At 39.8% G+C, this 26,252-nt stretch carries 22 protein-coding genes and 1 tRNA gene; 17 read left to right on the top strand and 6 right to left on the bottom strand.

From position 1 onward, the window contains the following. Positions 1-10 precede the first annotated feature (10 nt). The 6 genes from pstA to KK487_RS13800 all read left to right on the top strand — a co-directional run bounded on the left by pstA (position 11) and on the right by KK487_RS13800 (position 6,385). Positions 11-1,660: a phosphate ABC transporter permease PstA gene (gene pstA / locus KK487_RS13825; RefSeq protein WP_036956716.1), complete on the top strand. Its 1,650-nt coding sequence runs from the start codon at positions 11-13 to the stop codon at positions 1,658-1,660. Positions 1,661-1,679: 19 nt separating this feature from the next. Then, complete coding sequence (gene pstB, locus KK487_RS13820; protein WP_008114812.1) at positions 1,680-2,507, top strand: phosphate ABC transporter ATP-binding protein PstB; 828 nt, start codon at positions 1,680-1,682, stop codon at positions 2,505-2,507. Positions 2,508-2,551: 44 nt separating this feature from the next. After that, positions 2,552-3,253: a phosphate signaling complex protein PhoU gene (phoU, locus tag KK487_RS13815; RefSeq protein ID WP_008114815.1), complete on the top strand. Its 702-nt coding sequence runs from the start codon at positions 2,552-2,554 to the stop codon at positions 3,251-3,253. Between the two features lie 150 nt (positions 3,254-3,403). Next, positions 3,404-4,078 (top strand): TIGR00153 family protein, encoded by a 675-nt coding sequence (locus tag KK487_RS13810; protein ID WP_008114817.1) that lies wholly within the window; start codon positions 3,404-3,406, stop codon positions 4,076-4,078. Between the two features lie 39 nt (positions 4,079-4,117). Next, positions 4,118-5,386 carry an inorganic phosphate transporter gene (locus KK487_RS13805; protein ID WP_008114819.1) on the top strand — a complete coding sequence of 423 codons (1,269 nt, stop codon included), beginning with the start codon at positions 4,118-4,120 and terminating at the stop codon, positions 5,384-5,386. Between the two features lie 81 nt (positions 5,387-5,467). Continuing rightward, a complete protein-coding gene (locus KK487_RS13800) occupies positions 5,468-6,385 on the top strand; it encodes a hydrogen peroxide-inducible genes activator (RefSeq protein ID WP_008114821.1) in 918 nt (305 codons plus the stop codon). Positions 6,386-6,431: 46 nt separating this feature from the next. On the opposite strand, the gene KK487_RS13795 is transcribed toward KK487_RS13800, so the two are convergent. Beyond that, the gene (locus tag KK487_RS13795; protein WP_008114823.1) at positions 6,432-6,635 is read right to left on the bottom strand and encodes a hypothetical protein; all 204 of its coding nucleotides are present in this window, start codon (positions 6,633-6,635) and stop codon (positions 6,432-6,434) included. 187 nt (positions 6,636-6,822) lie between these two features. Then, positions 6,823-9,354 (bottom strand): EAL domain-containing protein, encoded by a 2,532-nt coding sequence (locus KK487_RS13790; RefSeq protein ID WP_128583767.1) that lies wholly within the window; start codon positions 9,352-9,354, stop codon positions 6,823-6,825. A gap of 718 nt (positions 9,355-10,072) precedes the next feature. Between KK487_RS13790 and queA the strand changes: the two genes are divergently transcribed. The 6 genes from queA to KK487_RS13760 all read left to right on the top strand — a co-directional run bounded on the left by queA (position 10,073) and on the right by KK487_RS13760 (position 17,488). Next, entirely contained in the window at positions 10,073-11,104 is a 1,032-nt protein-coding gene (queA, locus tag KK487_RS13785) for a tRNA preQ1(34) S-adenosylmethionine ribosyltransferase-isomerase QueA (protein ID WP_033103725.1), read from the top strand. 138 nt (positions 11,105-11,242) lie between these two features. After that, positions 11,243-12,370 (top strand): tRNA guanosine(34) transglycosylase Tgt, encoded by a 1,128-nt coding sequence (tgt, locus tag KK487_RS13780; RefSeq protein ID WP_028835575.1) that lies wholly within the window; start codon positions 11,243-11,245, stop codon positions 12,368-12,370. A gap of 26 nt (positions 12,371-12,396) precedes the next feature. Then, the gene (gene yajC / locus KK487_RS13775; RefSeq protein ID WP_010391747.1) at positions 12,397-12,732 is read left to right on the top strand and encodes a preprotein translocase subunit YajC; all 336 of its coding nucleotides are present in this window, start codon (positions 12,397-12,399) and stop codon (positions 12,730-12,732) included. A 19-nt stretch (positions 12,733-12,751) separates the two neighbouring features. Next, positions 12,752-14,611, top strand: coding sequence for a protein translocase subunit SecD (gene secD / locus KK487_RS13770; protein ID WP_013465988.1), 1,860 nt, complete (start codon positions 12,752-12,754; stop codon positions 14,609-14,611). A gap of 9 nt (positions 14,612-14,620) precedes the next feature. Beyond that, entirely contained in the window at positions 14,621-15,568 is a 948-nt protein-coding gene (gene secF / locus KK487_RS13765) for a protein translocase subunit SecF (RefSeq protein WP_013465987.1), read from the top strand. 132 nt (positions 15,569-15,700) lie between these two features. Then, a complete protein-coding gene (locus KK487_RS13760; RefSeq protein WP_033103724.1) occupies positions 15,701-17,488 on the top strand; it encodes a GGDEF domain-containing protein in 1,788 nt (595 codons plus the stop codon). Positions 17,489-17,538: 50 nt separating this feature from the next. On the opposite strand, the gene suhB is transcribed toward KK487_RS13760, so the two are convergent. After that, the gene (gene suhB, locus KK487_RS13755; RefSeq protein WP_010391751.1) at positions 17,539-18,342 is read right to left on the bottom strand and encodes an inositol-1-monophosphatase; all 804 of its coding nucleotides are present in this window, start codon (positions 18,340-18,342) and stop codon (positions 17,539-17,541) included. 236 nt (positions 18,343-18,578) lie between these two features. Here suhB and KK487_RS13750 point away from each other — a divergent pair, with 236 nt between their 5' ends. Then, complete coding sequence (locus tag KK487_RS13750; RefSeq protein ID WP_024601699.1) at positions 18,579-18,995, top strand: VOC family protein; 417 nt, start codon at positions 18,579-18,581, stop codon at positions 18,993-18,995. Between the two features lie 46 nt (positions 18,996-19,041). Here the strand turns inward: KK487_RS13750 and KK487_RS13745 are convergent, their stop codons facing one another. Next, positions 19,042-19,707, bottom strand: a complete 666-nt coding sequence (locus KK487_RS13745) for a LiaF domain-containing protein (RefSeq protein ID WP_033103723.1) — start codon at positions 19,705-19,707, stop codon at positions 19,042-19,044. Between the two features lie 313 nt (positions 19,708-20,020). On the opposite strand from KK487_RS13745, the gene KK487_RS13740 reads away from it, so the two are divergent. From KK487_RS13740 to KK487_RS13725, 4 genes are all read left to right on the top strand, one after another. Continuing rightward, on the top strand, positions 20,021-20,590 hold the full coding sequence (locus tag KK487_RS13740; RefSeq protein WP_033103722.1) for a BON domain-containing protein: 570 nt from the start codon (positions 20,021-20,023) through the stop codon (positions 20,588-20,590). A 64-nt stretch (positions 20,591-20,654) separates the two neighbouring features. Further along, positions 20,655-20,813 (top strand): YqaE/Pmp3 family membrane protein, encoded by a 159-nt coding sequence (locus KK487_RS13735; protein WP_008466367.1) that lies wholly within the window; start codon positions 20,655-20,657, stop codon positions 20,811-20,813. A 277-nt stretch (positions 20,814-21,090) separates the two neighbouring features. Next, positions 21,091-21,167 (top strand) — tRNA-Ile (locus KK487_RS13730). A gap of 260 nt (positions 21,168-21,427) precedes the next feature. Next, a complete protein-coding gene (locus KK487_RS13725) occupies positions 21,428-23,305 on the top strand; it encodes a methyl-accepting chemotaxis protein (RefSeq protein WP_215521873.1) in 1,878 nt (625 codons plus the stop codon). A gap of 86 nt (positions 23,306-23,391) precedes the next feature. On the opposite strand, the gene KK487_RS13720 is transcribed toward KK487_RS13725, so the two are convergent. Beyond that, a complete protein-coding gene (locus KK487_RS13720) occupies positions 23,392-23,721 on the bottom strand; it encodes a 5-carboxymethyl-2-hydroxymuconate Delta-isomerase (RefSeq protein ID WP_215521872.1) in 330 nt (109 codons plus the stop codon). Between the two features lie 162 nt (positions 23,722-23,883). Beyond that, the gene (locus KK487_RS13715) at positions 23,884-26,004 is read right to left on the bottom strand and encodes a winged helix-turn-helix domain-containing protein (RefSeq protein WP_215521871.1); all 2,121 of its coding nucleotides are present in this window, start codon (positions 26,002-26,004) and stop codon (positions 23,884-23,886) included. Between the last annotated feature and the right edge of the window lie 248 nt (positions 26,005-26,252).

Genomic DNA, 26,252 nt, shown 5'->3' with positions numbered 1-26,252 from the left:
GAAACACGACATGGTAAAGCAGTGGTTTAGGTCTGGTTCTCCTTGGATTTGGATGACCGGTGGTGCCGTCAGCATCAGTTTAATTTCAGTAATTGGTTTACTCGCCATGATTGCATGGAAGGGATTAAGCTTTTTTTGGCCATCTCAAGTTATGCAATATGAGCTTGAAGGCTCGATTACTAAACAAACCGTTATTGGTGAAATTTACGACCGTGAATTAGTACCTAAGTCGCGTTTAGCGGCAACCGGTATTGATGTTTCTAAATTTGAAAAAGACGAGGTTGAGCGTTTACTAATTAAAACCGGTAACCGTGAGTATGTAGATTTAGACTTTCGCTGGATACTTGAAACTGATATTACACAAAGCTCAGCACCAAAAGCACTCGCGGTATTTGAGCGTAGCAAAAACGGTAACTTTTACGGTTATGTAGAATCAGTAATTAAAGACGGTGAAACAATAACTACAGATAAAGTTGAAACATTACATGATCTTGTAGAGCGTGCGGTTGATTTAAATGACGAAGCACTGGATTTACAAAATGGTGATATTGGTCATATAAACTACGAGTTAGAGCGTTTACGTTTACAGGAAAAAGCTTATTTGCTTGATAACGAGCTAACTGATGAGCGCGTAGCTGAACTTGCTCAAGCCCGTGCTGATTTACGTGCGCAATATGGTGAGCTTGAAAAAGAGTTATTTGCACTGCGTAACCAAGCTAAGCGTGACCAAGTAACTGTGAAAGATATGCGTGGTAAGATTGTTACTATCCCGCTTTATCAAGTGTTGGATGTATGGTTTCCAAACGATATGGGCTTTTTTGCTAAACTAGGCCATTACTTTGTGCAGTTAGGCAAGTTTGTTTCAGATGACCCACGTGAAGCCAATACCGAAGGCGGTGTATTTCCTGCTATCTTTGGTACGGTATTCATGGTGATGTTAATGGCTGTGATTGTGACGCCATTTGGTGTGGTTGCCGCCATTTATTTGCATGAATATGCAGCTAAAAACGCAATTACTAAAATGATCCGTATTGCGGTTATTAACTTAGCGGGTGTTCCGTCAATTGTATATGGTGTATTCGGTCTAGGTTTCTTTGTGTATATGGTAGGTGGCAGTGTTGACCAACTATTTTACCCAGAGTCATCGCCTACGCCTGTATTTGGTACACCCGGTGTGATGTGGTCGGCACTCACCTTGGCTATATTAACTCTGCCTGTGGTAATTGTGTCAACCGAGGAAGGTTTATCTCGTATTCCAAGCACAGTACGTGATGGTTCATTAGCACTGGGCGCGACTAAGGTAGAAACGTTATGGCGAATCATTATTCCTATGGCCAGCCCTGCTATTATGACGGGGTTAATTTTAGCGGTTGCTCGTGCTGCGGGTGAAGTTGCACCGCTTATGCTGGTGGGTGTGGTAAAAATGGCACCAACGTTGCCGCTTGATGGTAACTTCCCTTACATACACTTAGATAGAAAGTTCATGCACTTAGGTTTTCATATTTACGATGTTGGCTTTCAAAGCCCTAACGTTGAAGCGGCGCGTCCGCTGGTATATGCAACGGCCTTTTTGTTAGTGTCGGTTATTATTACCCTTAACATCACCGCCATTGGTATACGCAACCATTTACGTGAAAAATTCAGATCGCTTGAGCATTAATTTAGTATAGGTAACAAACATGATTACAGTCGCTCCAAAAGTAAACCAAGCAAAGCCAAGCTTGAAGTTAGATTTAAATAATTTAACAGACGAACAAAAAGCGCTAGAAATTAAAGATCTCGACCTTTACTACGGTGATAAACAAGCACTGAGTAAAGTAAATATGAACATTCCGAAAGGCCAAGTAACGGCATTTATCGGTCCGTCGGGTTGTGGTAAGTCAACTTTGCTGCGTTGTATTAACCGTATGAATGACTTGGTTGATATTTGTCGCATAGAAGGCGAAATAATGCTGCACGGGCAAAATATTTACGACAAAAGCGTAGATGTTGCTGCGCTTCGTCGTAATGTTGGCATGGTGTTTCAGCGTCCAAACCCGTTTCCTAAATCAATCTACGAGAATGTGGTTTACGGTCTTCGCCTGCAAGGGATCAAAGAAAAGCGTAAACTTGATGAAGTGGTAGAGCAATCGCTACGTGGTGCGGCATTATGGGATGAAGTAAAAGACAGACTTCACGATAGCGCATTTGGTTTATCGGGTGGTCAGCAGCAGCGTTTAGTTATTGCTCGCTCAATTGCGATAGAGCCAGAGGTATTATTACTTGATGAACCAACATCAGCACTCGACCCGATTTCAACTTTAGTGATTGAAGAACTAATTAATGATTTAAAGAATAAGTTTACTGTGGTTATTGTTACTCATAACATGCAACAAGCAGCGCGGGTATCTGATCAAACCGCGTTTATGTATATGGGTGAGCTCATTGAGTATTCAGATACCAATACCTTATTTACCACACCAACGAAGAAAAAAACTGAAGATTATATTACCGGACGCTACGGCTAGTCGGGTTAAAACGCTAAAACAATGAATTATTAAAGAAGGTCATTATGGAACACAACATTAATAAACATATTTCTGGTCGTTTTAACCAAGAGTTAGAAGATGTGCGAAACCATGTACTGAGTATGGGTGGGTTGGTTGAGCAACAACTTAATAGCGCGCTTGATGCAGTTAGCAAAAACGATGCGGTATTGGCACAAAAAGTACGTGAAAACGACTACAAAGTTAATGCAATGGAAGTCAGTATTGATGAGGATTGCACCCGTATTATTGCTAAGCGCCAACCGGCAGCCAGTGATTTACGTTTAGTAATTGCAATAGCAAAAACCATTGCTGATTTAGAAAGAATTGGTGATGAAGCTAAGCGAATTGCTAAAGTTGCACTAGACTCATTTACTAAGGATCAACAAGATTTATTAGTAAATATTGAAAATATGGGTCGCCAAGTATCTAAAATGCTGCATGACGTTTTAGATGCATTTGCACGTATGGATGTGCAACGTGCATTTGAAGTGCATAAAGAGGATGCTAAAGTAGATAGAGAGTATGAAGCTATCACCCGTCAAATAATGACGTACATGATGGAAGATCCGCGCTCAATTCCAAAAATTATGGATTTAGTATGGTCTGTTCGCTCATTAGAGCGTATCGGTGATCGTTGTCAAAACATCGCGGAATATGTCATTTATTTTGTAAACGGTAAAGATATTCGTCATACATCTCAAGAAGATATTGAAAAATCACTGTAGTGATACGAATAACTAGAAAATAAGAAAGGCAGTAATACACTGCCTTTTTTATTTTTTGTAAATAATTGAATGAGAAAAAGCGTTCACAATCTAGCTTAATGCTGTAAAATTCACGCTGAACAGCATATTGAATTGATTAAAGGGTCAGTTATGCCAACAAATTTTTTAGGTGTTTTTGCAAAATCACCTATAAAACCAATAGAAGAACACATCAGAAAAGCGCATCAAGCAAGCGAAAGTTTGATACCTTTTTTTAATCATGTTTTTAAAGAAGAATGGCAACAAGCTGAAGAGCTACGTTTAACTATTCGTAATTTAGAACGTGAAGCCGATGAAATGAAAAGAACTATACGCTTACAACTACCTGGCGGATTATTCATGCCGGTAGAGCGTACAGACCTTCTCGAATTAGTAACCCAACAAGACAAAATTGCTAATAAGGCAAAAGACATTGCTGGGCGTGTAATTGGTCGTGAGATGATCATACCAAAAGAGATTCAAGAAGACTTTTTGGCGTATGTAACTCGTTGTGTTGATGCAACAAAACAAGCATCTAAAGCGATTAATGAATTAGAAGAATTGTTAGAAACGGGCTTTAAAGGCAGAGAAGTTACTCTGGTTGAAAAAATGCTCGTAGAATTGGATGCCATAGAACAAGACACGGATGAAATGCAAATTAGAATACGCCGCCAACTACGTAAAGTAGAAAGTGAGCTAAATCCAGTAGATGTAATGTTTTTATACAAAATCATTGAATGGGTTGGCGAGCTTGCAGATATTGCAGAGCGCGTAGGATCACGTCTTGAGCTGATGTTAGCTCGTTAATTTAAAATCAGTTCAAACACGAAAGATTAAGGTTACACAATGGATATCATTGCATCTTACGGCACGGTATTAATTTTAATTGCCGCAGCAGTCGGCTTTTTTATGGCTTATGGTATTGGCGCAAATGACGTTGCCAACGCGATGGGTACATCAGTAGGTTCAAAGGCACTTACCATTAAACAAGCGATTTTTATCGCGATGATTTTTGAGTTTGCAGGTGCTTATTTAGCCGGTGGTGAAGTAACATCAACAATTCGTAAAGGGATTATTGATGCGGCCCCATTTGCCGACATTCCTGAATTGATGATTTTAGGTATGATCGCCTCGTTATTTGCCGCGGGCAGTTGGTTATTAATGGCCTCGTTTTTAGGCTGGCCGGTATCGACGACTCATTCAATCATTGGCGCTATCATTGGCTTTGCTCTGGTTGCAGTAGGCACAGAGGCTATTCAATGGGGTAAGGTTGCCGGTATCGTAGGTAGCTGGATTGTAACGCCGGCGATATCAGGTTTTATAGCGTACTTAATATTTATGAGTGCGCAAAAGCTGATATTTGATACAGACGCTCCACTTAAAAATGCAAAGCGCTTTGTACCAATATACATGGGTTTAGCTGGCTTTATTATGGCACTTGTGACCATTAAAAAAGGCTTAAAGCACATTGGTATTAATTTAGGTACCTTTGAAGGTTTTGCTATTTCTATAGGTATAGCGGTACTAGTTGCTGTTATTGGTAAAATTGCGATTTCTCGTTTAAATATCGATCCTAAAGCGGATAGAGAAATGCAGTTTAACAATGTAGAAAAAGTGTTTGCAGTACTTATGGTGCTAACAGCCTGTTGTATGGCATTTGCTCATGGTTCTAATGATGTTGCTAACGCAATTGGACCACTAGCTGCTGTTGTAAACATTGTTGAAAATAATGGTGAAATCGCGAAGAAAGCGGCTATTGCTTGGTGGATATTACCACTGGGTGGTTTAGGTATTGTTGCCGGTCTTGCTATTTTAGGCAAAAAAGTAATTAAAACCATTGGTGAAGGAATTACACATTTAACACCAAGCCGTGGTTTTGCTGCTGAATTAGCCGCTGCATCTACCGTTGTTATTGCATCGGGCACAGGCTTACCTATCTCAACCACACAAACCCTAGTGGGTGCCGTGTTGGGTGTAGGCATGGCACGTGGTATTGCCGCACTTAATATGGGTGTAATAAGAAATATTGTAGTTTCTTGGGTAATTACATTGCCAGTTGGTGCAGCCCTTGCTATTGTTATTTTCTACGTACTAAGAACCGCTTTTGGGGTTTAATAAAAAGTACTTAAAAGACTTTTAGCTTGAAAAGATCTCAACACCCTTGGTGTTGGGGTCTTTTTATTTGTGGAAAGAAAAATGACCAATCTCCCTAGTATAAAGCAGCTACAGTATTTATTAGCTGTGCATCAGCATCAACATTTTGGCCGCGCAGCAAGTGCCTGCTTTATTGGCCAGTCAACGCTGAGCACCGCAATTCAAAATTTAGAAGAGACCTTAGGGTGTCAGCTTATAGAACGAGAAAATCGCAGTCTTATGTTTACCACCATTGGTGAAGAGGTTGTTGAGCGTTCAAGAAAAATCATTAACGACACTATTAGCTTAAAAGAGCTTACCAAAAGCTTTTTAACGCCGCTTAGCGGCACATTAACGGTCGGTGTTATTCCCACGATTGCGAGCTTTATTGCAGCGCCTCTTTATCACTTTTGTCAGCAAACGTTTGCTGACTTAGAGTTAGTTTTAGTGGAGGATACCAGCGACAAGCTACTTGATAAGTTAGAGCATGGGCAAATTGACTTGGCACTATTAGCGCTGCCCTACGAAACCGATAAATTTCATACACAAGTACTTGCACAAGATCATTTTAGCTTAGTGCACCATAAAGACTACACACCAGCTAAAGGCATTAAAGACTTTAATTTACTACCAGAAGCGAGTGTATTTTTACTTGAGCGAGAGCACTGTATGACTGGGCATGCGCTCAGTGCGTGTCATTTAAACCGCTCTAGCTGTATAAATCCCTTTGAGGCAGCTAGCTTACATACTTTATTGAGTATGGTTGAGTACAAACTTGGCGTGACTTTTTTACCGCAAATGGCGATTAACGCGGGTATTTTAGAAAACAAAAACATGCTTGCTACGCCATCACAAGGTGATGCCTATCGTGATATTGGTGTACTGTGGCGCAAAACAACGGGGCGGATTCGTGACTTTAAATTGTTTAGCCAACAGTTAGAGGTCTTTTTGAAAAAGCAGTGCAGTGTTGATTTTAAGTAACGTAAAAAAAGCGTATTAGAGATAATACGCTCAATAACACAGGGAATTAAAGTGGCTGCTTGTGCTGGCCATGGTAGCTCTCTAGAGGCGGTAAAAACAATAAGTAAACCCACACAACAACATTGAAGTAAGGCACCAGTCCAAGCACTGTAAAGGTTTTTACAGGGTAGCCTTTAATCTGAGCATACTTGTAACATTGAAGCGCAATAGCAAAGTGTATAAACAATAATAACGTGATTAGTTGCGTCATAAACATCCTCCTTATGACCAAATGTCCATCTTTAAGAGTATAGACATCTAGATGATAAGAAATAAAGATGTCATGTAAAATCAAGGTAATCACTTAATTTTCATGACATTGTGCTGCCGATAAGCAAAGTATAGGTTAGATGGGCAATTTTGGTAGTAATAAATTGCTTAAATTTGTTTATTAATGTTTATAGTGATGTGAGGGTATCTTGATAAAAAATAGGGTTGTTCTTTATTTTTTCTAATTCAATCAGTACCTTGTCGATAGGGACAGGGCGAGCAATAAAATAGCCTTGCCCGTAGTCTACGCCTATTTCTTTGAGTGCAAAAAATACTTCAGCGGTTTCCACATATTCAGCCACAGAGCGCTTATCTAGTGACCGACTGATGTCGTTTATAGCTTTTACTAGCGCTAAATCAATGGAGTCGTTAAGCATATCGCGGACAAATGAGCCGTCAATTTTCACATGTTGGGCTGGTAATTGTTTAAGATAATTAAAGGTACTAAATCCGGTACCAAAGTCATCAATCGAAAAGTGGCAGCCTAAATTATTTAACCGTTCAATCATTTTACGAGTGGCAGCCAAATTATTAATGCTAGCCGATTCGGTTATTTCAAAAATAATTTTTGACGGAGGCACTTGATATTTTTCGAGGCTCGACTCTATTAACGGCAGTAAACGCTCATCTAAAAATGATTGTGCCGATAAATTTATTGCAACCTGAAGAAGCTCTGGGTGCGCAGCAACACTCGCAATACTGTTACGAATAACACATTGATCCATTAAAAAGGTGTCGTTAAGCATTTCCAATGAGGGAATAAATTGATTTGGGTAAATAAGTTCGTCGTTGAGCTTTAATCTCAGTAGTACTTCAAAGTAAGCAACCTGATTAGTTTTAAAGTCCCAAATGGGTTGATAATGAAGTTCTATACTGTCTTGTTGTAGAGCTTGGCGTACACCATGACCCCATTCTAAGCCCGTTTGCAGCGCATTGTTTTCACCATCTTGTTTTGAATAACAATGTACTAAGTTACGGCCTAAATTTTTAGCAATATATAGCGCAATATCTGATTGCTTTAAACATTCATTTGGGTCGCAGTTATCAGCAGTAATTTGTGTTAAGCCAATAGAGCAGCTAATTGAATACACTTGATCTTCTGACTTAAATTGGTTGCCCTCAATGGCACTACAAATCCCCTCTGCGATTAAATGCGCATCTAATAAATTGGTGTTTTTAAGGATCACCGCAAACTCATCGCCACCCACTCGGCAGATCAGGTGCTCATTACTAATATTGGCAATAAACAATTGTGCCACTTCTTTTAAAACAATATCGCCTTGTTGGTGGCCTTTACTGTCGTTGATTATTTTAAAGTGATCAAGATCGATATAAATCAGCGCATGCTCAATATTTGCATAGGTATTTTCGCTTTGGCAAATATAGTTAAGTTGTTGGTCAAAGTAATAACGATTATGTAGGCCGGTTAACGTGTCATGCAATGCCAAATGGCGTAATTGAAGCTCAGCTTGCTTACGCTCATGAATATTATCGAGTGTGGCGGTAATGGTTGCGTTATTACTGCTATTTTTTATTAGCTGAAGGCGGCATTCAACCCACACCGAATTGCCATTTTTTTGTTGCAGTTTAACTTCTATTTTTTGTTTATTTGCGCCACCTTGTAAAATGTCATCAATAGTGGATTGTAACGACTGTTTATACTCTTTGGTACAAAATGCAGTTAATGGCTGTTTCAAGGTCGATTTAACCCCGAAACCACTCAAAGACTCCCATGCAGGGTTTATAAAGCGAATATTGCCTTGCTGGTCTAGCTCAAGCACCACGGTATTTAGGTGCAATAAAATACGTTGATGTGCTGAAAACAGGTCGCGATACTTTACTTCACTAATACTTAATTGCTGCACTTTATTGGCAAACTCAGCATAGCTGACCATAAAGTCTTCACGACGAGCTGCGTGGTCACAGACTTTATTTAAAAATGAGGGATCGTAAGGGGCGCGAATAAAGTCGGTAACGCCTGAAAGTAATAACTGCTCGGCGTAATCGGCATCGTTTTTGTCAATAATAGTAACAATGGCTTGCTGAGGGTTATGCTGCAGAATTTTTTCGACTAATTGATTTGAGCTTTCTGCTTGTGCCGCTGTGGCATCCAGTAGCACGATAGCAAAAGGCTGCTGATTATAAGCACTTAGCGCCGCTTTCTCAGTTGTAACATGGGTGATAGCAAAGTTAAGTTTTAATTGCTCACTCATGTCGTTTGCTCTGCTGGCAAAGGGTTCTAATAACAACAGGTTTAAGCGACTACTTTTTTCTAAATGACTCGACAGAACATTTGCGAGTATTTGCGGCAGAATATCTTGGCGCTCAAAAGGCAGTACCGCATCTATGCCATAACTTCTTGCAGTAGTCTCGGCGATTCGCTCACAATAAATCGGCGGAATAAGTAAAATAGGCGTATTTTTAGGCGTGTTTAGTAATCCAGAGCGGATCATACGGGAAAACCGCCAACCATCAATTTTACCTACATCTAAGCCAGTTATGATTATATTTACGCTTTGATTTTTTAATATTTTTAGGGCGTCTTGGCTGTCTGATGCTTCAATGAACTCAAACACATTAAGCCTCTCTAACGTGGCACGAATAGTCTGGCGCTCATCATTACTTGCATTCAATATTAGCAATTTAAGCTGTTTTGCCACGTAGGTACCACTCCGAGAGATGCAGATCATAAAACAGTAAGAGTAATGATATTTAGCGATAAGAACAAGCGTATTTAACCGCTATTTTAAATGTAGTTCATTGATGGCTAATTAGGGAGAATATGTGGGATATCTTGAGCTTCATTACTAATAGTTAAATACCCAAACCACCTCAAAATGCAGAATTCAGCGCTTCACAGGGGCTTAATATCAAGGCGATACTTTGCAGTAATGGTAGTCCCTTTCAAGAAGTAGCAACGATGAGAGTATGCCCCTGTGAAACGCCCACGGGTTGGTTTAAAAGCGATTTATACTGCGTTATTGATATTAATAATAGAACCACTATTATTTGCAATCAATGCCTTGCCTAAATCGCTTTTAGTTCCAACTGAAACTCGCATTTTGAGGTGGTTTAAATATACCCAAACCACCTCAAAATGCAGAATTCAGCGCTTCACAGGGGCTTAATATCAAGGCGATACTTTGCAGTCATGGTAGTCCCTTTCAAGAAGTAGCAACGATGAGAGTATGCCCCTGTGAAACGCCCACGGGTTGGTTTAAAAGCGATTTATACTGCGTTATTGATATTAATAATAGAACCACTATTATTTGCAATCAATGCCTTGCCTAAATCGCTTTTAATTCCAACTGAAACTCGCATTTTGAGGTGGTTTGGGTATACACTTGGCGCGATTTTAAATGATGTGGAATTCTAACAATGCGCGTAGCTGATTTTAGCTTTGACTTACCTGATGAATTAATTGCTCGTTTTCCTAAAGCAGATAGAACGAGTAGCCGTTTATTGAGCCTAAACGGGCCAACTGGTGAGATTGAGCATAAAATATTTAGTGACATACTTGAGCTTGTAAACGAAAACGATTTACTGGTTTTTAATAATACCAAGGTTATACCTGCGCGTATGTTTGGTCAAAAAGAGTCTGGTGGTAAAGTTGAGGTACTCGTTGAACGCGTATTAGACGAACACCGCGTACTTGCGCATATTCGTGCGAGTAAATCCCCAAAGCCAGGTAATGTACTCATTTTAGAGGGCAAAGCAAAAGCTATTATGGTGGCACGCCATGATACCTTATTTGAGCTTGAGTTTGACCGCAGTGAAAATGTGCTCGACATTTTAAATGATGTCGGTCACATGCCGCTTCCTCCTTATATTGACCGCCCAGATAACGAAGCCGACCGTGAGCGTTACCAAACGGTATATGGCGAAAAGCCAGGCGCTGTTGCTGCACCTACGGCAGGTCTTCATTTTGACGATGAACTCATGGCTGCGCTCAAAGATAAAGGCGTGCAAATGGCGTTTGTAACCTTGCACGTTGGTGCTGGCACCTTTCAGCCTGTAAGAGTTGAGAGTGTTGATGAGCACATCATGCACTCTGAATATATTGAAGTGCCACAAGATGTGGTGGATGCGGTTGCAAGCACCAAAGCCAAAGGCGGGCGAGTGATTGCTATAGGTACAACTTCAGTACGCTCACTTGAGTCTGCAGCAAAAATACATGGCGGCAAGCTAGATACTTACTTTGGCGATACCGATATCTTTATTTTTCCGGGTTATCAATTTAACGTTGTTGATGCCATGGTAACTAACTTCCATTTACCCGAATCAACTCTGATCATGTTAGTTAGTGCCTTTGCAGGGCAAGACAACATTATGGGCGCTTACAATACGGCGATTGAACAACAGTATCGCTTTTTTAGCTATGGCGATGCGATGTTTTTGACCCGTAAATAATTTACAGCGTCATCGGTTTTTATTTACTCCTAAGCACAGTGAATTTCTCACTGCTAATAGTAATAGGGTGGTAAAAAGGGTAGAATCGAGCGGTTAAATTATAGCTTGTTGGACTGTTTTTCCGACACAGAGGATATTATGAAATTTGAATTAGACTGCACTGATGGTAAAGCGCGCCGCGGCCGCTTGATTTTTGACCGAGGTGTAATAGAAACACCGGCGTTTATGCCTGTAGGTACTTACGGCACGGTTAAGGGTATGACACCTGATGAAGTAAAAGCAACGGGTGCACAAATTTGTTTGGGCAATACATTTCACTTAATGTTGCGCCCTGGTACTGAAATCATTAAACAGCATGGTGATTTACACGACTTTATGAATTGGGACTTCCCAATTTTAACTGACTCAGGCGGTTTCCAAGTATTTAGCCTTGGTGCAATGCGTAAAATCACTGAAGAAGGCGTTATGTTTCAATCGCCTGTAAATGGTGACCAAATTATGATGTCGCCAGAAAAATCAATGGAAGTGCAGCGTGATCTTGGCTCAGATATCGTGATGATATTTGACGAATGTACGCCATATCCTGCCACCGAAAAAGAAGCCAAAGACTCTATGGAGCTTTCTCTTCGTTGGGCTAAGCGTTCTAAAGAAGGGCATGGCGACAACCCATCAGCATTGTTTGGTATTATTCAAGGCGGTATGTATCCTGAGCTTCGTGCACAATCACAAGCGGGCCTTGAAGAGATTGGTTTTGATGGTTATGCACTCGGTGGTTTATCGGTGGGTGAGCCTAAACATGAAATGATTAATATTCTTGATCATTGTGCTTATAAAATGCCAGAAAACAAACCGCGTTACCTAATGGGTGTTGGCAAGCCAGAAGACCTAGTTGAATCGGTTCGCCGTGGTATAGATATGTTTGACTGTGTAATGCCAACGCGCAATGCACGTAACGGTCACTTATTTATTACTACTGGCATCATAAAAATCCGTAACGCAGTGCATAAAACAGATACTGGCCCACTTGATCCAGAGTGTGATTGCCATACCTGTAAGAATTATTCGCGTGCTTATTTGCATCATTTAGACAAATGTAACGAAATTCTTGGCGCACGACTAAACACTATCCATAACTTACGATACTATCAACGTGTTATGGAAGGTTTGCGTAATGCTATTAGCGAAGGTCAACTAGAGACATTTGTACACGATTTTTACGCTCGCCGAGGCCAAGAAGTGCCAGAGCTAGCTGATACAACAAATTAAAATTTAAAAATTAAAGAGGAAGTATTATGAGTTTATTTATTTCAAACGCACATGCAAGCGCTGGCGCACCTGCAGCAGGCGGCGGTATGGAAATGCTAATTATGTTAGCGATTTTTGGTTTGGTTTTTTACTTTTTAATTTACCGCCCGCAAGCAAAGCGCGTAAAAGAGCATAAAAGCTTAATGAGCGCGATGGCAAAAGGCGATGAAGTGCTAACCCAAGGTGGTTTAGTGGGTAAAATCGTAAAAATTGCTGAAGATAAAGACTTCATCGTGATCTCATTAAATGAGCAAGCAGAAGTAACTGTACAAAAATCAGCAGTATCTGCTGTACTGCCTAAAGGCACAATGAAGTCGCTATAAAAATAATAAGGACGGCCCCGTGTTAAACAAGTTTCCAATTTGGAAGTATTTACTTGTTTTAGCTGTGTTAGCCATTGGCCTTTTATATGCTTCACCAAACTTGTATGGCCGCGATCCGGCCATACAAGTTTCTGGCGCTAAAGGCACCGATGTCGACCTCAGTGTTGTAGACAAAGTAAACGCAATCCTCAAAAAAGATAACGTCAGCGCTAAATCGACGAAACTCGAAGACGGGCAAATTCTTGTTCGTTTTAAAAACGTTGAAGACCAACTAAAAGCGCAAGACTTATTGCGTAACTCACTTAGTGACGATTATATCTCAGCTATTAATATGGCTCCTGCACAACCGGCTTGGTTAAAGTCGCTTGGCGGTAACCCAATGAAGTTAGGCCTAGATTTAAGTGGTGGTGTACATTTCACCATGGAAATCGACATGGTCACTGCGGTTGATAATCAGCTTGAGCAAATGGAGCAAGATTTTCGTAGCGACCTGCGCGAAGAAAAACTACGTTATCGTAGTGTGCGCCGTGTAGCAGGCTCAGAGCGTATGCGTGTAGAAATGCGTAACGAAGAAGATAAAGAAGCCGCAGAGCGCTTTTTAGAAAGCCGTTACCCATTAAACGTTTACATTGATGATAGCAGTAACGATAACGCATTCTTTGCCACTATGAGTGAGCTAAAGCTAAAAGAAATTCGTGACTATGCTATCAAACAAAACGAAACGATTATTCGTAATCGTATCAACCAAATTGGGGTTGCAGAGCCAAACGTACAGCGCCAAGGTGCTGAACGTATTATTGTGCAATTACCAGGGATTCAAGATACCGCTCGCGCTAAAGAAATTTTAGGTGCTACGGCCACGCTTGAGTTTCGTGAAGTTGACGAAAATGCTGACATAAGCGCCGCTGCTCAAGGTCGTATCCCACCGGGTACTGAAATGATCATGAGCCGTGATGGTTATCCTGTGGTACTAAAAAAGCGCATTATTCTTGAAGGTAGCCATATTACTGGCGCGCAGTCAGGTGCAGATGAATACCAGCGTCCACAAGTAAGCATTAAACTCGATAGTAAAGGTGGGGCAAAAATGAATGCCTTCACCAAACGTGCTATTGGTAAACGTATGGCTACCGTGTTTATTGAGTACAAGCCATCGGGTAAAAAAGACAGCGAAGGTAAAGCACTTCCACCAATTAAAGTGGAAGAAGTGATTAACGTAGCAACCATTCAAGCGCGTCTTGACCGTTCATTCCGTATTACCGGTATTGATAACCCCGCTGAAGCACATAACTTAAGTTTACTACTTCGCGCGGGTGCACTGGTTGCGCCTATTCAAATAGTAGAAGAACGTACGGTTGGGCCAAGCCTAGGTCAAGAAAACATTGAAGCAGGTATGACCGCTGTAGCCTTAGGTTTTGCATTTGTACTGGCCTTTATGCTTATTTACTACAAAGGTTTTGGTCTTGTTGCGAATATCGCACTGGCTGCCAACTTAGTACTTATTATTGGTGTAATGTCGTTAATTCCAGGTGCAACGCTTACCCTGCCGGGTATCGCAGGTATTGTACTAACCGTTGGTATGGCTGTTGATGCGAACGTACTTATATTTGAGCGTATTCGTGAAGAGCTCGCTGATGGCCGCAGCCCTCAACAAGCGGTTCATTTTGGTTACGATAGCGCCTTTAGTACTATTTTTGATGCCAATATCACCACATTAATTGCGGCGATTATCTTGTTTGCTGTTGGTACCGGTCCTGTTGCAGGCTTTGCGGTAACCCTAGCAATTGGTATTTTAACCTCTATGTTTACAGCAATTGTAGGTACCCGTGCGGTGATCAACCTATTTATTGGTGGTAAACGTGTTGATAAACTTTCAATTTAAGGAGCAGACATGCAAATTTTAAGATTGGGCGGAAAAACCCTTCGTTTCATGTCTCTTCGAAAAGTGGCAATGGGCTTTTCTACGTTATTAATCATAGCGTCGCTGGCGTCACTTTTTGTTAAAGGCTTAAATTTCGGTTTAGATTTTACCGGCGGTACAGCAGTTGAGGTAGGTTTTTCACAACCTGCCGATCTGAAAAAAGTACGTAATGTACTGGCTGAAAACGACTTTGCTGATGCATCTGTGCAGCTTTTTGGCTCAAGCCAAGAAATACTGGTCCGTTTAGCCCCTCGCGGTGATGATGTAAAAGCAGAAGTGATTGGTAACCAAGTAATTGCTGCCCTTAAACAAGCTGATGATAGCGTAGTAATGCGCCGTATTGAGTTTGTAGGCCCAAGCGTAGGTGAAGACTTAAAAGAGCAGGGTGGCCTTGCCATGTTAACTGCGCTTATATGTATCTTAATTTACGTGGCATTTCGCTTTGAATGGCGCTTTGCTGTAGGTGCGGTGGGTGCACTATTACACGATGTAATCATTACGATTGGTTTATTCTCGGTGCTTGGTTTAGAGTTTGACCTAACTATTTTGGCTGCAATACTCGCCGTGATAGGTTACTCACTAAACGATACCATTGTTGTATCAGACCGTATCCGTGAAAACTTCCGTAAAGTACGTATTGACGACACCATTGAAATTATTGACCTGTCACTTACGCAAACACTTAATCGTACTTTAGTTACATCAATTACCACTATTTTAGTATTGATTGCACTCTTTGTATGGGGCGGCCAAACTATTCATGGCTTTGCTACCGCACTATTATTTGGTGTATTTATTGGTACTTATTCTTCAGTTTACGTTGCCAGCTCGGTGGCTATTGCCATGGGCGTAAGTAAAGAAGATTTAATACCAGAGGTGATTGAAAAAGAAGGTGCCGATTTAGACTCAATGCCTTAATTGAGATTAAATTATCCTTTTTAAAAAACCGCTCCTTGTGAGCGGTTTTTTATTGCTTAGCGTGTAAGACATATAATTGTCATACGAGCTTGATATTTTATTACTCTTATTTAATTTTGATCAGAGCTAGTAGTGACTGAGCAACGTAAAGCCTTAGAGTCAATTTTACAACAAGGGGCAATAACAACCTTGTTCCAACCTATTTTTGATATAACTAAGCAATCTATTATTGGGTATGAAGCGCTGAGTCGAGGCCCTAAAAATAGCCCATTAGCGATGCCAAATAAGCTATTCGAAACGGCTCATAAATATCAATTGATCTCAGAGCTTGAGCTTTTATGCCGTTCTCGCGCCATAGAAAACTTTGTAAAACTAAATCTACAAGGGAAGTTATTTTTAAATGTCAGCCCAAAAATTCTACTCGATCCGAGCCACCCTAAAGGCGAAACTTTACATTTAATTGAACAGTTTGGTCTTGCGGCTAATCGTGTGGTGATTGAAGTCACCGAACAAGAAAAAGTAGATGATGGCTTTTTACTGTTAAAAACCATTGCTCATTATCGAGAGCTAGGCTTCACTATTGCTATTGACGATCTTGGTGCAGGTTATTCCGGTCTAAAGCAATGGTCGCAGTTATGCCCAGATATTGTAAAAATTGATCGTTACTTTATTGATCATTGCGATCAAAGCGAAGTTAAAAAAGAATTTCTAAAATCAATTGTGGTGTTAGCGCGGGCAACAAATACAGCGGTGATTGCTGAGGGAATTGAGCGTACTGAAGAACTCGATTTAGTTAAAAGTATAGGCATAAGTCATGTTCAGGGATTTTTGTTAGAAAGACCCAGCCAACAACCAAGCTATGACTATAACTGTAAGCAGTTACAAGCATTTACATCGACTCAAGCAGGTTCAAAGTTTGAACAATCAATGGCTATCGGGGTGCTTGCTGTTGCTCAGCCTGCCATTAGCAGTCATACGCGTTGTAAAGAAGCTCATGCCCTTTTTGAGCAAGACAAACGCATAATTAGCTTACCCGTTTTAAATAGCAATCAGCAGCCAATAGGGCTGTTACACAAAGATCAGCTAACAGAAGTGTTTGCCGCGCCATACGGGCATGCACTTTATGATAAATGTGAAGTCACTGAGTTAATGGATAAACAGCCTTTGGTGGTTGATGAAAATCAAATGCTTGATATTGTCTCTCAGCAAATAACAGAGCAAGACTTTGATATTCGTCGCCATATTGTTATCACAAGTAATAATAAATATTTAGGTTTGGCACCGCTCAGGGACATATTAAAGCACATTACCGCTGAAAAAATCCGCCACGCCCAACATGCTAACCCTCTGACCATGTTACCGGGTAATGTGGCAATTAGTGAAGTAATAGAGCAGCGTCTGCAACATAAACAGCCATTTTCACTAGCTTATATCGATTTAAATCATTTTAAACAATTTAACGATCTGTATGGTTATGCCAGTGGGGACAGCGTGATAAAACTTCTGGCCGATGTGACTGTAAAAGCGTGTGCGCACAGCGCTAACTTTGTCGGGCATATTGGTGGCGATGACTTTATGGTGGTGTTTGAAAAAAAAGATGCGGTGGAGGTTTGTAATACCATTATCACGCAATTTGAATTGCAGTCACGCGTATTTTTTACGCCAGAGCATATTGCTGGAAAAGGGTATTGGGCAACTAATCGAGAGGGCGAAAAGCAGTTTGTACCTTTACTTACATTATCGATAGGTTTAGTTGAGCCGGATCTGCAGCAGTGTAAAAATAGCCATCAAGTAGCGGCATTAGCCACAGATGCTAAAAAAGAAGCAAAACGTTATCGTCACAGCTACTTATTTATTTGTAATCGAAGAAGGCCTGCACCCGCTGTTGTGCGTTTATCCAATAGTAAAAAAAGTGGCTAACAAAAAGCAAAAAAGGAGCCTCGGCTCCTTTTTTTAGTGCGGTATTACGATTAACGTAATAACGACTCAGATAATACTGGGCGCATTTCACGAACAATCGCTTGTGTTAGCTTAGGTGCACCACAAATAACGTTACCGCTCACGTTGTAGTTATTACCGCCAGCAAAATCAACAACCATGCCGCCAGCTTCTTTAACTAATAGCTCGCCTGCTGCTGTATCCCACGGTTTTAAACCAATTTCAAAGAAACCATCAACACGACCCGCTGCAACATACGCCATATCAAGTGCTGCAGAACCTGCACGACGAATATCAGCGGTATGTACGAATAATGCTTTAAACGCTTCAGAATAGGCATCTAAGTGGTGTTTTTGTTTGAAAGGGAAACCTGTTGCAAGAACAGAACCGGCAAGTTCAACCGTTTTAGATACACGTAAACGTTTGCTGTTTAACTGTGCGCCTTGACCACGAGAAGCGGTAAAAAGTTCGCCACGAATTGGATCGTAAATTACGGCTTGGTCTAAACGACCTTTAACTTTAAGTGCAATAGATACTGCGAAATGAGGGATACCCTTGATGAAGTTAGTTGTGCCATCAAGTGGGTCAACAATCCATTGGTAATCAGCATCCTTACCTTTGTGTTCGCCTAACTCTTCACCAACGATGCAGTGATCAGGGTAAGAACGTAAAATAGTGTCACGAATTACGGCTTCGGCTTCTTTATCAATGTTCGTAACTAAATCATTAGTGCCTTTTTGTTGCACTTCAACTTTTGATAAGTCTTCACTTGCACGAAGAATAAGCTTGCCTGCGTTACGCGCAGCGCGAACCGCAATGTTTAACATTGGATGCATGGTATTACCTTTGGGTTGTAAAAGAACGTTTATATATTTAAGCCGGCGTATTTTAGCGGTTTTTGCCATAAAGTAAACCATAAAGCCTAAATACTTGTGAGTGTTTTTTGTACAGCCATGATCTTTCAATATATTTATCGGAATAAAAACAGACAATAAATTTGTAAATTAGCGCTTTACCTAAAGTTAGCTTGAGGTTTTATGATGTTCTATATTCAATTAATAGGAAGAAAGTTATGAAATTAGAACACGTAAATTTAGTTGTTAGTGACATAAACGCCATGCTTAAGTTTTACCAAGCAGCGTTTCCCTATTGGTCAATTAGAAGTGAGGGGGAAGGAACTTGGTATGGTAAAGCAAGGCGCTGGGTACATTTTGGTGATAACGATCAATATATTGCTATAAGCGATCACGGTGAAGGGAAAAACCGCAACCTATCAGGACATCAAATTGGTTTGGCACACTTTGCCTATGTAACCAATAACTTAAATGCAGTAATAGCGCGCCTAAAACATGCGGGCTTTGCAATAAGTAAAGAAGGTGCTGTAAATCCATTTAGAAAAAACATTTATTATATTGACCCTGCAGGGTTTGAAGTTGAGTTTGTAGAGTACATGAGTGATGTACCTAGTGAGCGAAATAACGACTTATAATATGAATGAAGCCAACGATTATGGCTTCATTCAATGTTTAGCATATTTAATAATGTTTACCATTTATGCCAAGTTGAGTTTTTAGATCATTTGCAAAGCTAATAAATTTTTCTTTAATAGTGCGCTTAACTTTAATTTCCACAGAGCCCAAAACAGTTTTTCCTTCAATGTGAATCGTTGGCCCTTGGCGCTTATTAAGTGACACTGTTTTATTTTCAAAACTGCCTAAAATACAAAACATTTTAGAAACTACATTAACGTGCTCTGGTACATATATTTCTTCGCTGCCAAAGTAACAATTAACGTGAATAGTGACATGTTGATGGGTAAAAATAGCATCCGTAAAATCAAGATTGATTGACCCCATGTAGTTTTCTATATAAATGTTTTGAGGAACTACCCATTGGCCGCTTCGTTCACTCGAACCAAGAATGCTTCTTAATGTAAGTGGCTCTTCATCAGTCTCATGCTGCGCGCTATAATTAGGTGCAAACTGAGAGTGCTTTTGCGCCTTATATTGTTGGTCAGTATTTAAGGTTAAATCTTCAACGAGATCCATAAGTGCTTTATTGTCACTCGCTGCCATGGCGTCGTCTAAGCGCCTTTCAAATGCTTCTACAGAAATAACACCATGGCTGTAGTTATAAATGAGCTGATCAATCACTTGCTCACGAACTTGCTCAATAGGGCGGTCTTCAATTTTAACAGACATTTAAATTATCCTTTTATGATTGCTGGTTATTTCAAAGCAAGCCTTATACCAAATATTAAATTGTTTAAATTCAGTGGTTTATGATTTTGGGTTTTTGATTCTTTATTATATTAACGAAAGATTAACCAAATATACAATTATTTAGTAAGTTTCGCTATTCGAGAAACTTTTACGCAATAGTCTGTAAATGTTTACTTAGTAGGTTTAAGCCAATATCTACTATTTTAAATTAACCTATTGAAATTAAAGGTTAAAAAATGTTGGCCCGATGCTCGCATTAGCTTAAGTGTCTTTAATCAAAAGGAGAACGATTATGAAAACATTTAATAAGTCTATGATTGCAGCCCTAGTATTAGGAACAACCGCAATGGGCGCTCAGGCAAGCAGTTGGGAAAACGAAAGCAAAGATGCTTGGATTGATGGGAAAGCAGAAACAGTATTGCTTATGAACACCAATCTAAATAACTTTGATATCAACACGGACGTAAAAAACGGCAAGGTAATGCTAACAGGTAAAGTAAACAGCGAAGTAGATAAAGAGCTTGCTGAAGAACTCGTACTAAGCCTAGATGGTGTAACTGACGTTGAAAACAGTCTAACTGTGGTAAAAAACACCGACATGAAGAAGCATGATTCTAAAATGATGGGTAACGACACTGAAAGTGATTTAACAGATGCTAAAATCACTACAGTGATCACAACACGTTACTTATTTGATTCTGAAGTAGGTGGTACAGACATTGATGTTGATACCGATAATGGTGTGGTAACTCTTAAAGGTACAGTTGAGTCTGATGCTGAAAAGCAATTAGCGATGGAAATTGCTAAAAACGCTGAAGATGTTCGCAAGGTAGTTGATGAATTAACTGTTATTGCAGAATAATACACTATACTAAAGCCCAGCCCTGCTGGGCTTTTTGCTTTGCTAACATTATAAGGATTAAATTATGGATATCATTAGAATTATTTTTTCTATTTTATTACCACCACTGGGTGTGTTTTTACAGGTAGGACTAGGGATGCATTTTTGGTTAAATATTTTGCTAACTTTGCTCGGCTATTTCCCTGGATTAATTCATGCGATTTACATTATTGCCAAAAAATAATGTAGCAGCATAGCAGGACATTTAATACTGAGTTGCTAAGTGCTCCCAAAGGTATGTGTATTAGTTACTCAGGCTGCTATTAATAAATGGATTTGTTTTACAAAACTCATCACTAACAAAACCTCAAAGCTTACTATTTGAGCAGTTAGCCCCTTGATTGTTAAAATAAAGCTTTTTGCTAGTGACAAGCCCCTAAAAACTTTTTATACTGCAACCCGCTTTAGTCGCTCTGTGGCTAAACGCTTCAAAAATTAACTGCTTACAGTTATACAAAGATGGCCCCTTAGCTCAGTTGGTTAGAGCACACGACTCATAATCGTTAGGTCCCCAGTTCGAGTCTGGGAGGGGCCACCACTTTTCAAAGCTTTCCAAGTAAATAGAAACTCACCTTCCTAGTTTATAAAACTTCATTTCTATTACTTCTATTGTATTTTTATCAGCGCACTGATTTTTTTATTAATTTTATTGAATACATTGCAATAAACACAGTTGAATCTACTATTAAAGTGTTATGGGATTTTATTATAAAAATCTTTATTTTGTGACCTTTAATGTCGCTACTATTAATTGTGTGCAGTATATAAAATACCGCTTTGTTACCCCTTAGGTGCTCTATGTTATTAAAACGAAAAGTATACCTCAGCCTTATTTTGGCTGTTGTTGCTCCTTTAGCAATATCTACTCTAATATTTTCAAATAGTATTCGCTCAAATACAGAAGACAAACTAGCCAAAGTAGATTTACCAACAGCGCTCAGTGAAGTGAAAAGCCAAATCGAATTAGAGTTATCGACTCCTATTATTGTTGGCAAAGAAATAGCGCAAAACTTATTTGTGCAACAATGGATGAATAATAATGAAGATGCGCAAAGCCGAGGTAAATTCATTGATTACCTCAAACATATAAAAAATAAAAACCAAGCCAGTAACGCATACATTATTTCTAAAAACTCCCGCAATTATTACACCGATGAAGGTATTTCTAGGCAAATAGACAGTAGTGATACTTGGTTTGATGCTTTTTTAGCATCGGATAGACCATTTGAAGTAGCACTCGACATAGATAAAGGTAGCTCTGAGGTGATGGTATTTATTAATTATGCCATTGAGCTTGATGGGCAACGACAAGGAATTGCCGGAATAGGCCGTTCGCTCGATTCTATGGTGGATCTCATAAGTGAATATAGAATAGGAGAGGGCGGCATTGTTTATTTGGTCTCTGGTAGTGGCGAGATTATGCTGCATGGTAATAAAACTAAAATTGGGCAATCTGTTGACTTGGCGCCGATTAAAAATGGGGCAATTCAAAGTAAAGTAATTGATGGTGATGACTATGTTGTCTCAAGTACGCCAGTAAATTCATTAGGTTGGCATCTAGTCGCTGAAATTCCCCAAGAGCAATTATATGGCGCAATTAATACTGCTATTAATACTAATATCATTTTTGGTGTAATTATTGCGCTTGTAGGTTTAGCGTTAGCACGCGTGTTAGTAGGGCAAATATTTAGGCCAATCGAAAACATTACTGCAGCGGTGAATGCATTAACGGAAAAAGATGGTGATTTAACGGCACGACTCCCTACTGATGATAATAATGAAATTTCAGACTTAGCGGTTAAGTTTAATCTGTTTTTAGAGCAGTTACATTATATGTTCAAACAGGTTTCTGAGTCGGCAATTCATGTTAAAGGTATTTCCCAAGATGTGCTTGAGCAAGTGCAAGGTGCGGCAAATTTAGCTGAAGTGCAATCATCGAGTACGCAAACGGTGGCGGCAGCCGTTAATGAGATGGAGGTTACGGTTCAGGATATTTCTGGTAGTGCCAGTAATGCGGCAGATATTGCTACTAAAACCGAAGAAACGACGCACAAAGGGGTTGAGTTTGTGCAAAGCACGATTAAACAAATGGAACGACTGGAAGCGTCAATGGCCAATTCTGTGGCCTCGGTGTTAGAGCTTTCGACAGAGATTAAATCAATTTCTCATGTATTGGATGTAATTAAAGGGATTTCCGAGCAAACTAACTTATTGGCGTTAAATGCGGCTATTGAGGCTGCTAGAGCGGGTGAGCAGGGCCGTGGCTTTGCGGTAGTTGCTGACGAAGTAAGAACGCTTGCGCAACGTACCGCGGAGTCTACGGAGCAAATTAATGAGATGATTGATTCGTTAAATGCTAAAGCGTCAAGCACGGTAACAGCGATTGAATTGGGCAGCAAAAACACGCTAGAAAATGCCGAGCGCTTAAAAGAAACCGGCCATACATTAAATGGTATTTCACAGGAAATTGTACTACTAAGCGAGTTAAACAACTCAGTGGCTACTGCAACGCGAGAGCAAACATTAGCAACCTCAGAAATTAGCCAAAATATTGTGATGATTTCCGATTCGGCAGAGCAAACCAAAGAAAATATGAAAAAGTCAGAGCAGCTTTGTAACGGTTTAAATAAAGAATCGAATATTTTAAGGGATTTACTGGGTAAGTTTACGCTTTAAACACGATTTAATTAAAAAATCAGTTGAGCGAGGAAACCATCATAGTTATAGAGCTCTCGCCTATAACTATGATGTTTTAATGGCGGTTAGTTTTTACGGTAAATCTCGTGATCCATTTCGTAAATATTTACGCTTAAACTGTCAGAGGCTCTGCAATACGTTTGCAAGCAGGTTAGTAATTGCTCACTTAGTAGTTGCTTTTGCTCAATGGAACGCCCAGCCATAATATGCACCGCAATATGAATAAACCCTTCTTTACCCACACCTAACTGATAATGCTGATAAGCAATAGCGCGAGTCTTTATTGTTTCTAAATCAAATAAGCCACTTTCAAACGTTGTTGTATGGATTTTTTCCACAAGAACTTGAGGTAGTAAAGGCAGATCTTCTGAGTGTTCAATAATAATGTGTGGCATTTAACGTATCCTCTTTAGATTGGTTTATTTAATTATACCAAACGGGTTTGTACACGCTAACCCCATAACGCTTAATTTTTAAAAATGTGGCTTGAACATATTTTTAGCAATAAACTCATTTAAGCAATTACAAGACCTGTAGCGTGTTTAATTTTAGATTTATTATGGCAAATATTTTTGGTTGATACGTTTTATGTCAATTTGTGGTGACTTATACGAAGAGTACACAAGCCAGTTGGTATTTGTAATATAGGTTAAGCCAGAGGTGCGACTAAATGCGCGTTCGGGAAGGCGTATTACGTCATGATGGCTGTTGGTTGAGAAGTCGTAATAACTCAAACGGTAATCACCTTGTTTTACATTAAAATAGTAAATACGCGATTGCGCTAAGGTGTCGCCTTCAAAAAAATACCACGAATTATGATTTGATAAATTAATTTCGCTAACAAGTGGTTGCTCAGTTTGGCTATCTGGGTCTTTTATCCATAACTGATTGGTTGCTTGGTTTGCAAAAATTAAAGCGCCTTGCTTGTTTTCATAAGCGTATAGTGTTGGTGAATCTATGGCCTGTGCGAGTTTATTGCCCTTTAAGTCGAAGCGATAAACGTGTTTATCATTCGCTACCAATAGGCTTTTACTATCTGCAGCCCAACTCGGTTTTCCATGGTAACTAAAGCCTGTGGGTAATGACTGACTTGATTGGGTGTTAAAGTCATAAAGGTATAGCGCATGCTCACCAAGATGAGAAGCAACAAAGGCAATGTAATTACCATCAGGTGACCACACCGGGTTGTAAATATTTGCACTGAGATTAGTAAGCTGTTTTCGTGAGGTGCCGTCTTGATTTGCAGTCCATAATTCCATTGAGCCCGATTCGTTAGATACAAAAACTAATTTTTTTCTGGCTTTACTGTAATCAGGAAAGCGCGTATTAAAGTCGCTTGATAATACCGGAAAAGGCGAACTTGCAACCGCATTACTGGTTTCTACACGCATTAATGTAGAGTCGATATTCCATTGATGAAAATACAAACTGCCATCATGTGCATATTCAGGGTAACTTAAGCCATCGATGTGCGCATTGATCATTTGTTGTGTTTTGAGGTTATAAAAATAACCTTGGCGCTTGCCTTTTTTAACACCCGAAAAGACGAGTTGTGGCTTATTGGGATGCCAATCAACGCCTCTCATATCAACAAAACCTGAAGTTAATTGCTTAGCATGAGCTGTTTTTATGTCGATTAAAAATAATTCTTCAAAACCCGTTGGTAAATTACGCGATACCACCAGCTGTGTCGCATCTGGTGAAAACACGACCGACTCATCGGTATATTGGCATGCCGACGTACAAGGGACTTGAGTAACTGTGTATGGCGATGAGGTTAAATCGACAATGTTAAGCTGGGTAAGATTATTATTTTTTTCATCTTCACTAATATAAACCAGCTTAGTGCCTGTGGCATTAATGTCTATATCGGTACTTGTTTTACTACCGCACAGCCCTAAAACAGTGGTATTGCCCGAGGCAATATTTTGCTGAATGACTTCACAACCTTGAGCAGCTATACGGCGGTAATAATAAATAAACGTTAAATCAGGACTAAATACCGCTCTGCCCTCAATGAATGGGGTGTCGGTAAGTGCTATTGCAGCTTGCTCTGGTAAATGAAGATCACGTAAGTATAAATTAGCTTTGTGTCCTGGGCGACGCCACGAATACGCTAAAAAATGACTGTCATTAGAAATAGCCGGAAACAACTCTCTTCCTGGGCTGGTGGTAATTGTTTCAATGTAATCGTACAAACGTGCTGCATGTTGCGATTGAGCAAGTGGCTGCTTTGCGTTTTCAAAAAGGGCGCTATAACCCCAATAGCTACCTAATAATATAACAATAGCAAGTACGCTAGCGTAAATATACCCAGAGCGAAGCGGCGTATTGTTAATGCTATTAACAGGCTCTGGCGTTGTTGGTTTTTGTACTAAGCGGTAACCCGTTTTACGCAGTGTTTCTATATAGGTATTGTCGGGGTCGAGTTCTTTAAAGCTTTTACGAAGATGCCATATGGCATTTGTCAGTGCTTTTTCGCCCACATATTGATTACCACCCCACACATTCTCTATTAGTTGCTCACGCGTCACTGCGTTTGGATAACACTCTACCAAGTAAACAAGTAGTTCTATAAATTTAGGTTGTAATACACAGGTTTTATCGGCACAAAACAGCTTATTTTCAAACACCGATATTTGGCATTTTCCAATTGAAAATGTCTGTTGAGTATTCATAGTTTGTGTATTTAAACCTCTTGATTAATTACGTTACTAGGCAGTGTTTAATGCAAAATAAAGCGATAGTTGGTTAACATTCGATTTTACATCATTCTAACACGAAAACCTTAAGTGTATGATTATAAATAAATAGATATTAAATAGATATAAAATAGGGATATAAACGAGACACCTCTCATTGTGCTTTTATTCACGATTACTTACAACATGTTATTAGTAAAATAAACCAATTGGTACAAAACAAA

Origin of the sequence: Pseudoalteromonas sp. SiA1 (genome assembly GCF_018732205.1) — a bacterium.
Taxonomy (GTDB): domain Bacteria; phylum Pseudomonadota; class Gammaproteobacteria; order Enterobacterales; family Alteromonadaceae; genus Pseudoalteromonas; species Pseudoalteromonas tetraodonis.
The sequence above is the reverse complement of the archived record's forward strand: the minus strand, read 5'-3'. Positions and strand labels throughout refer to the sequence as shown.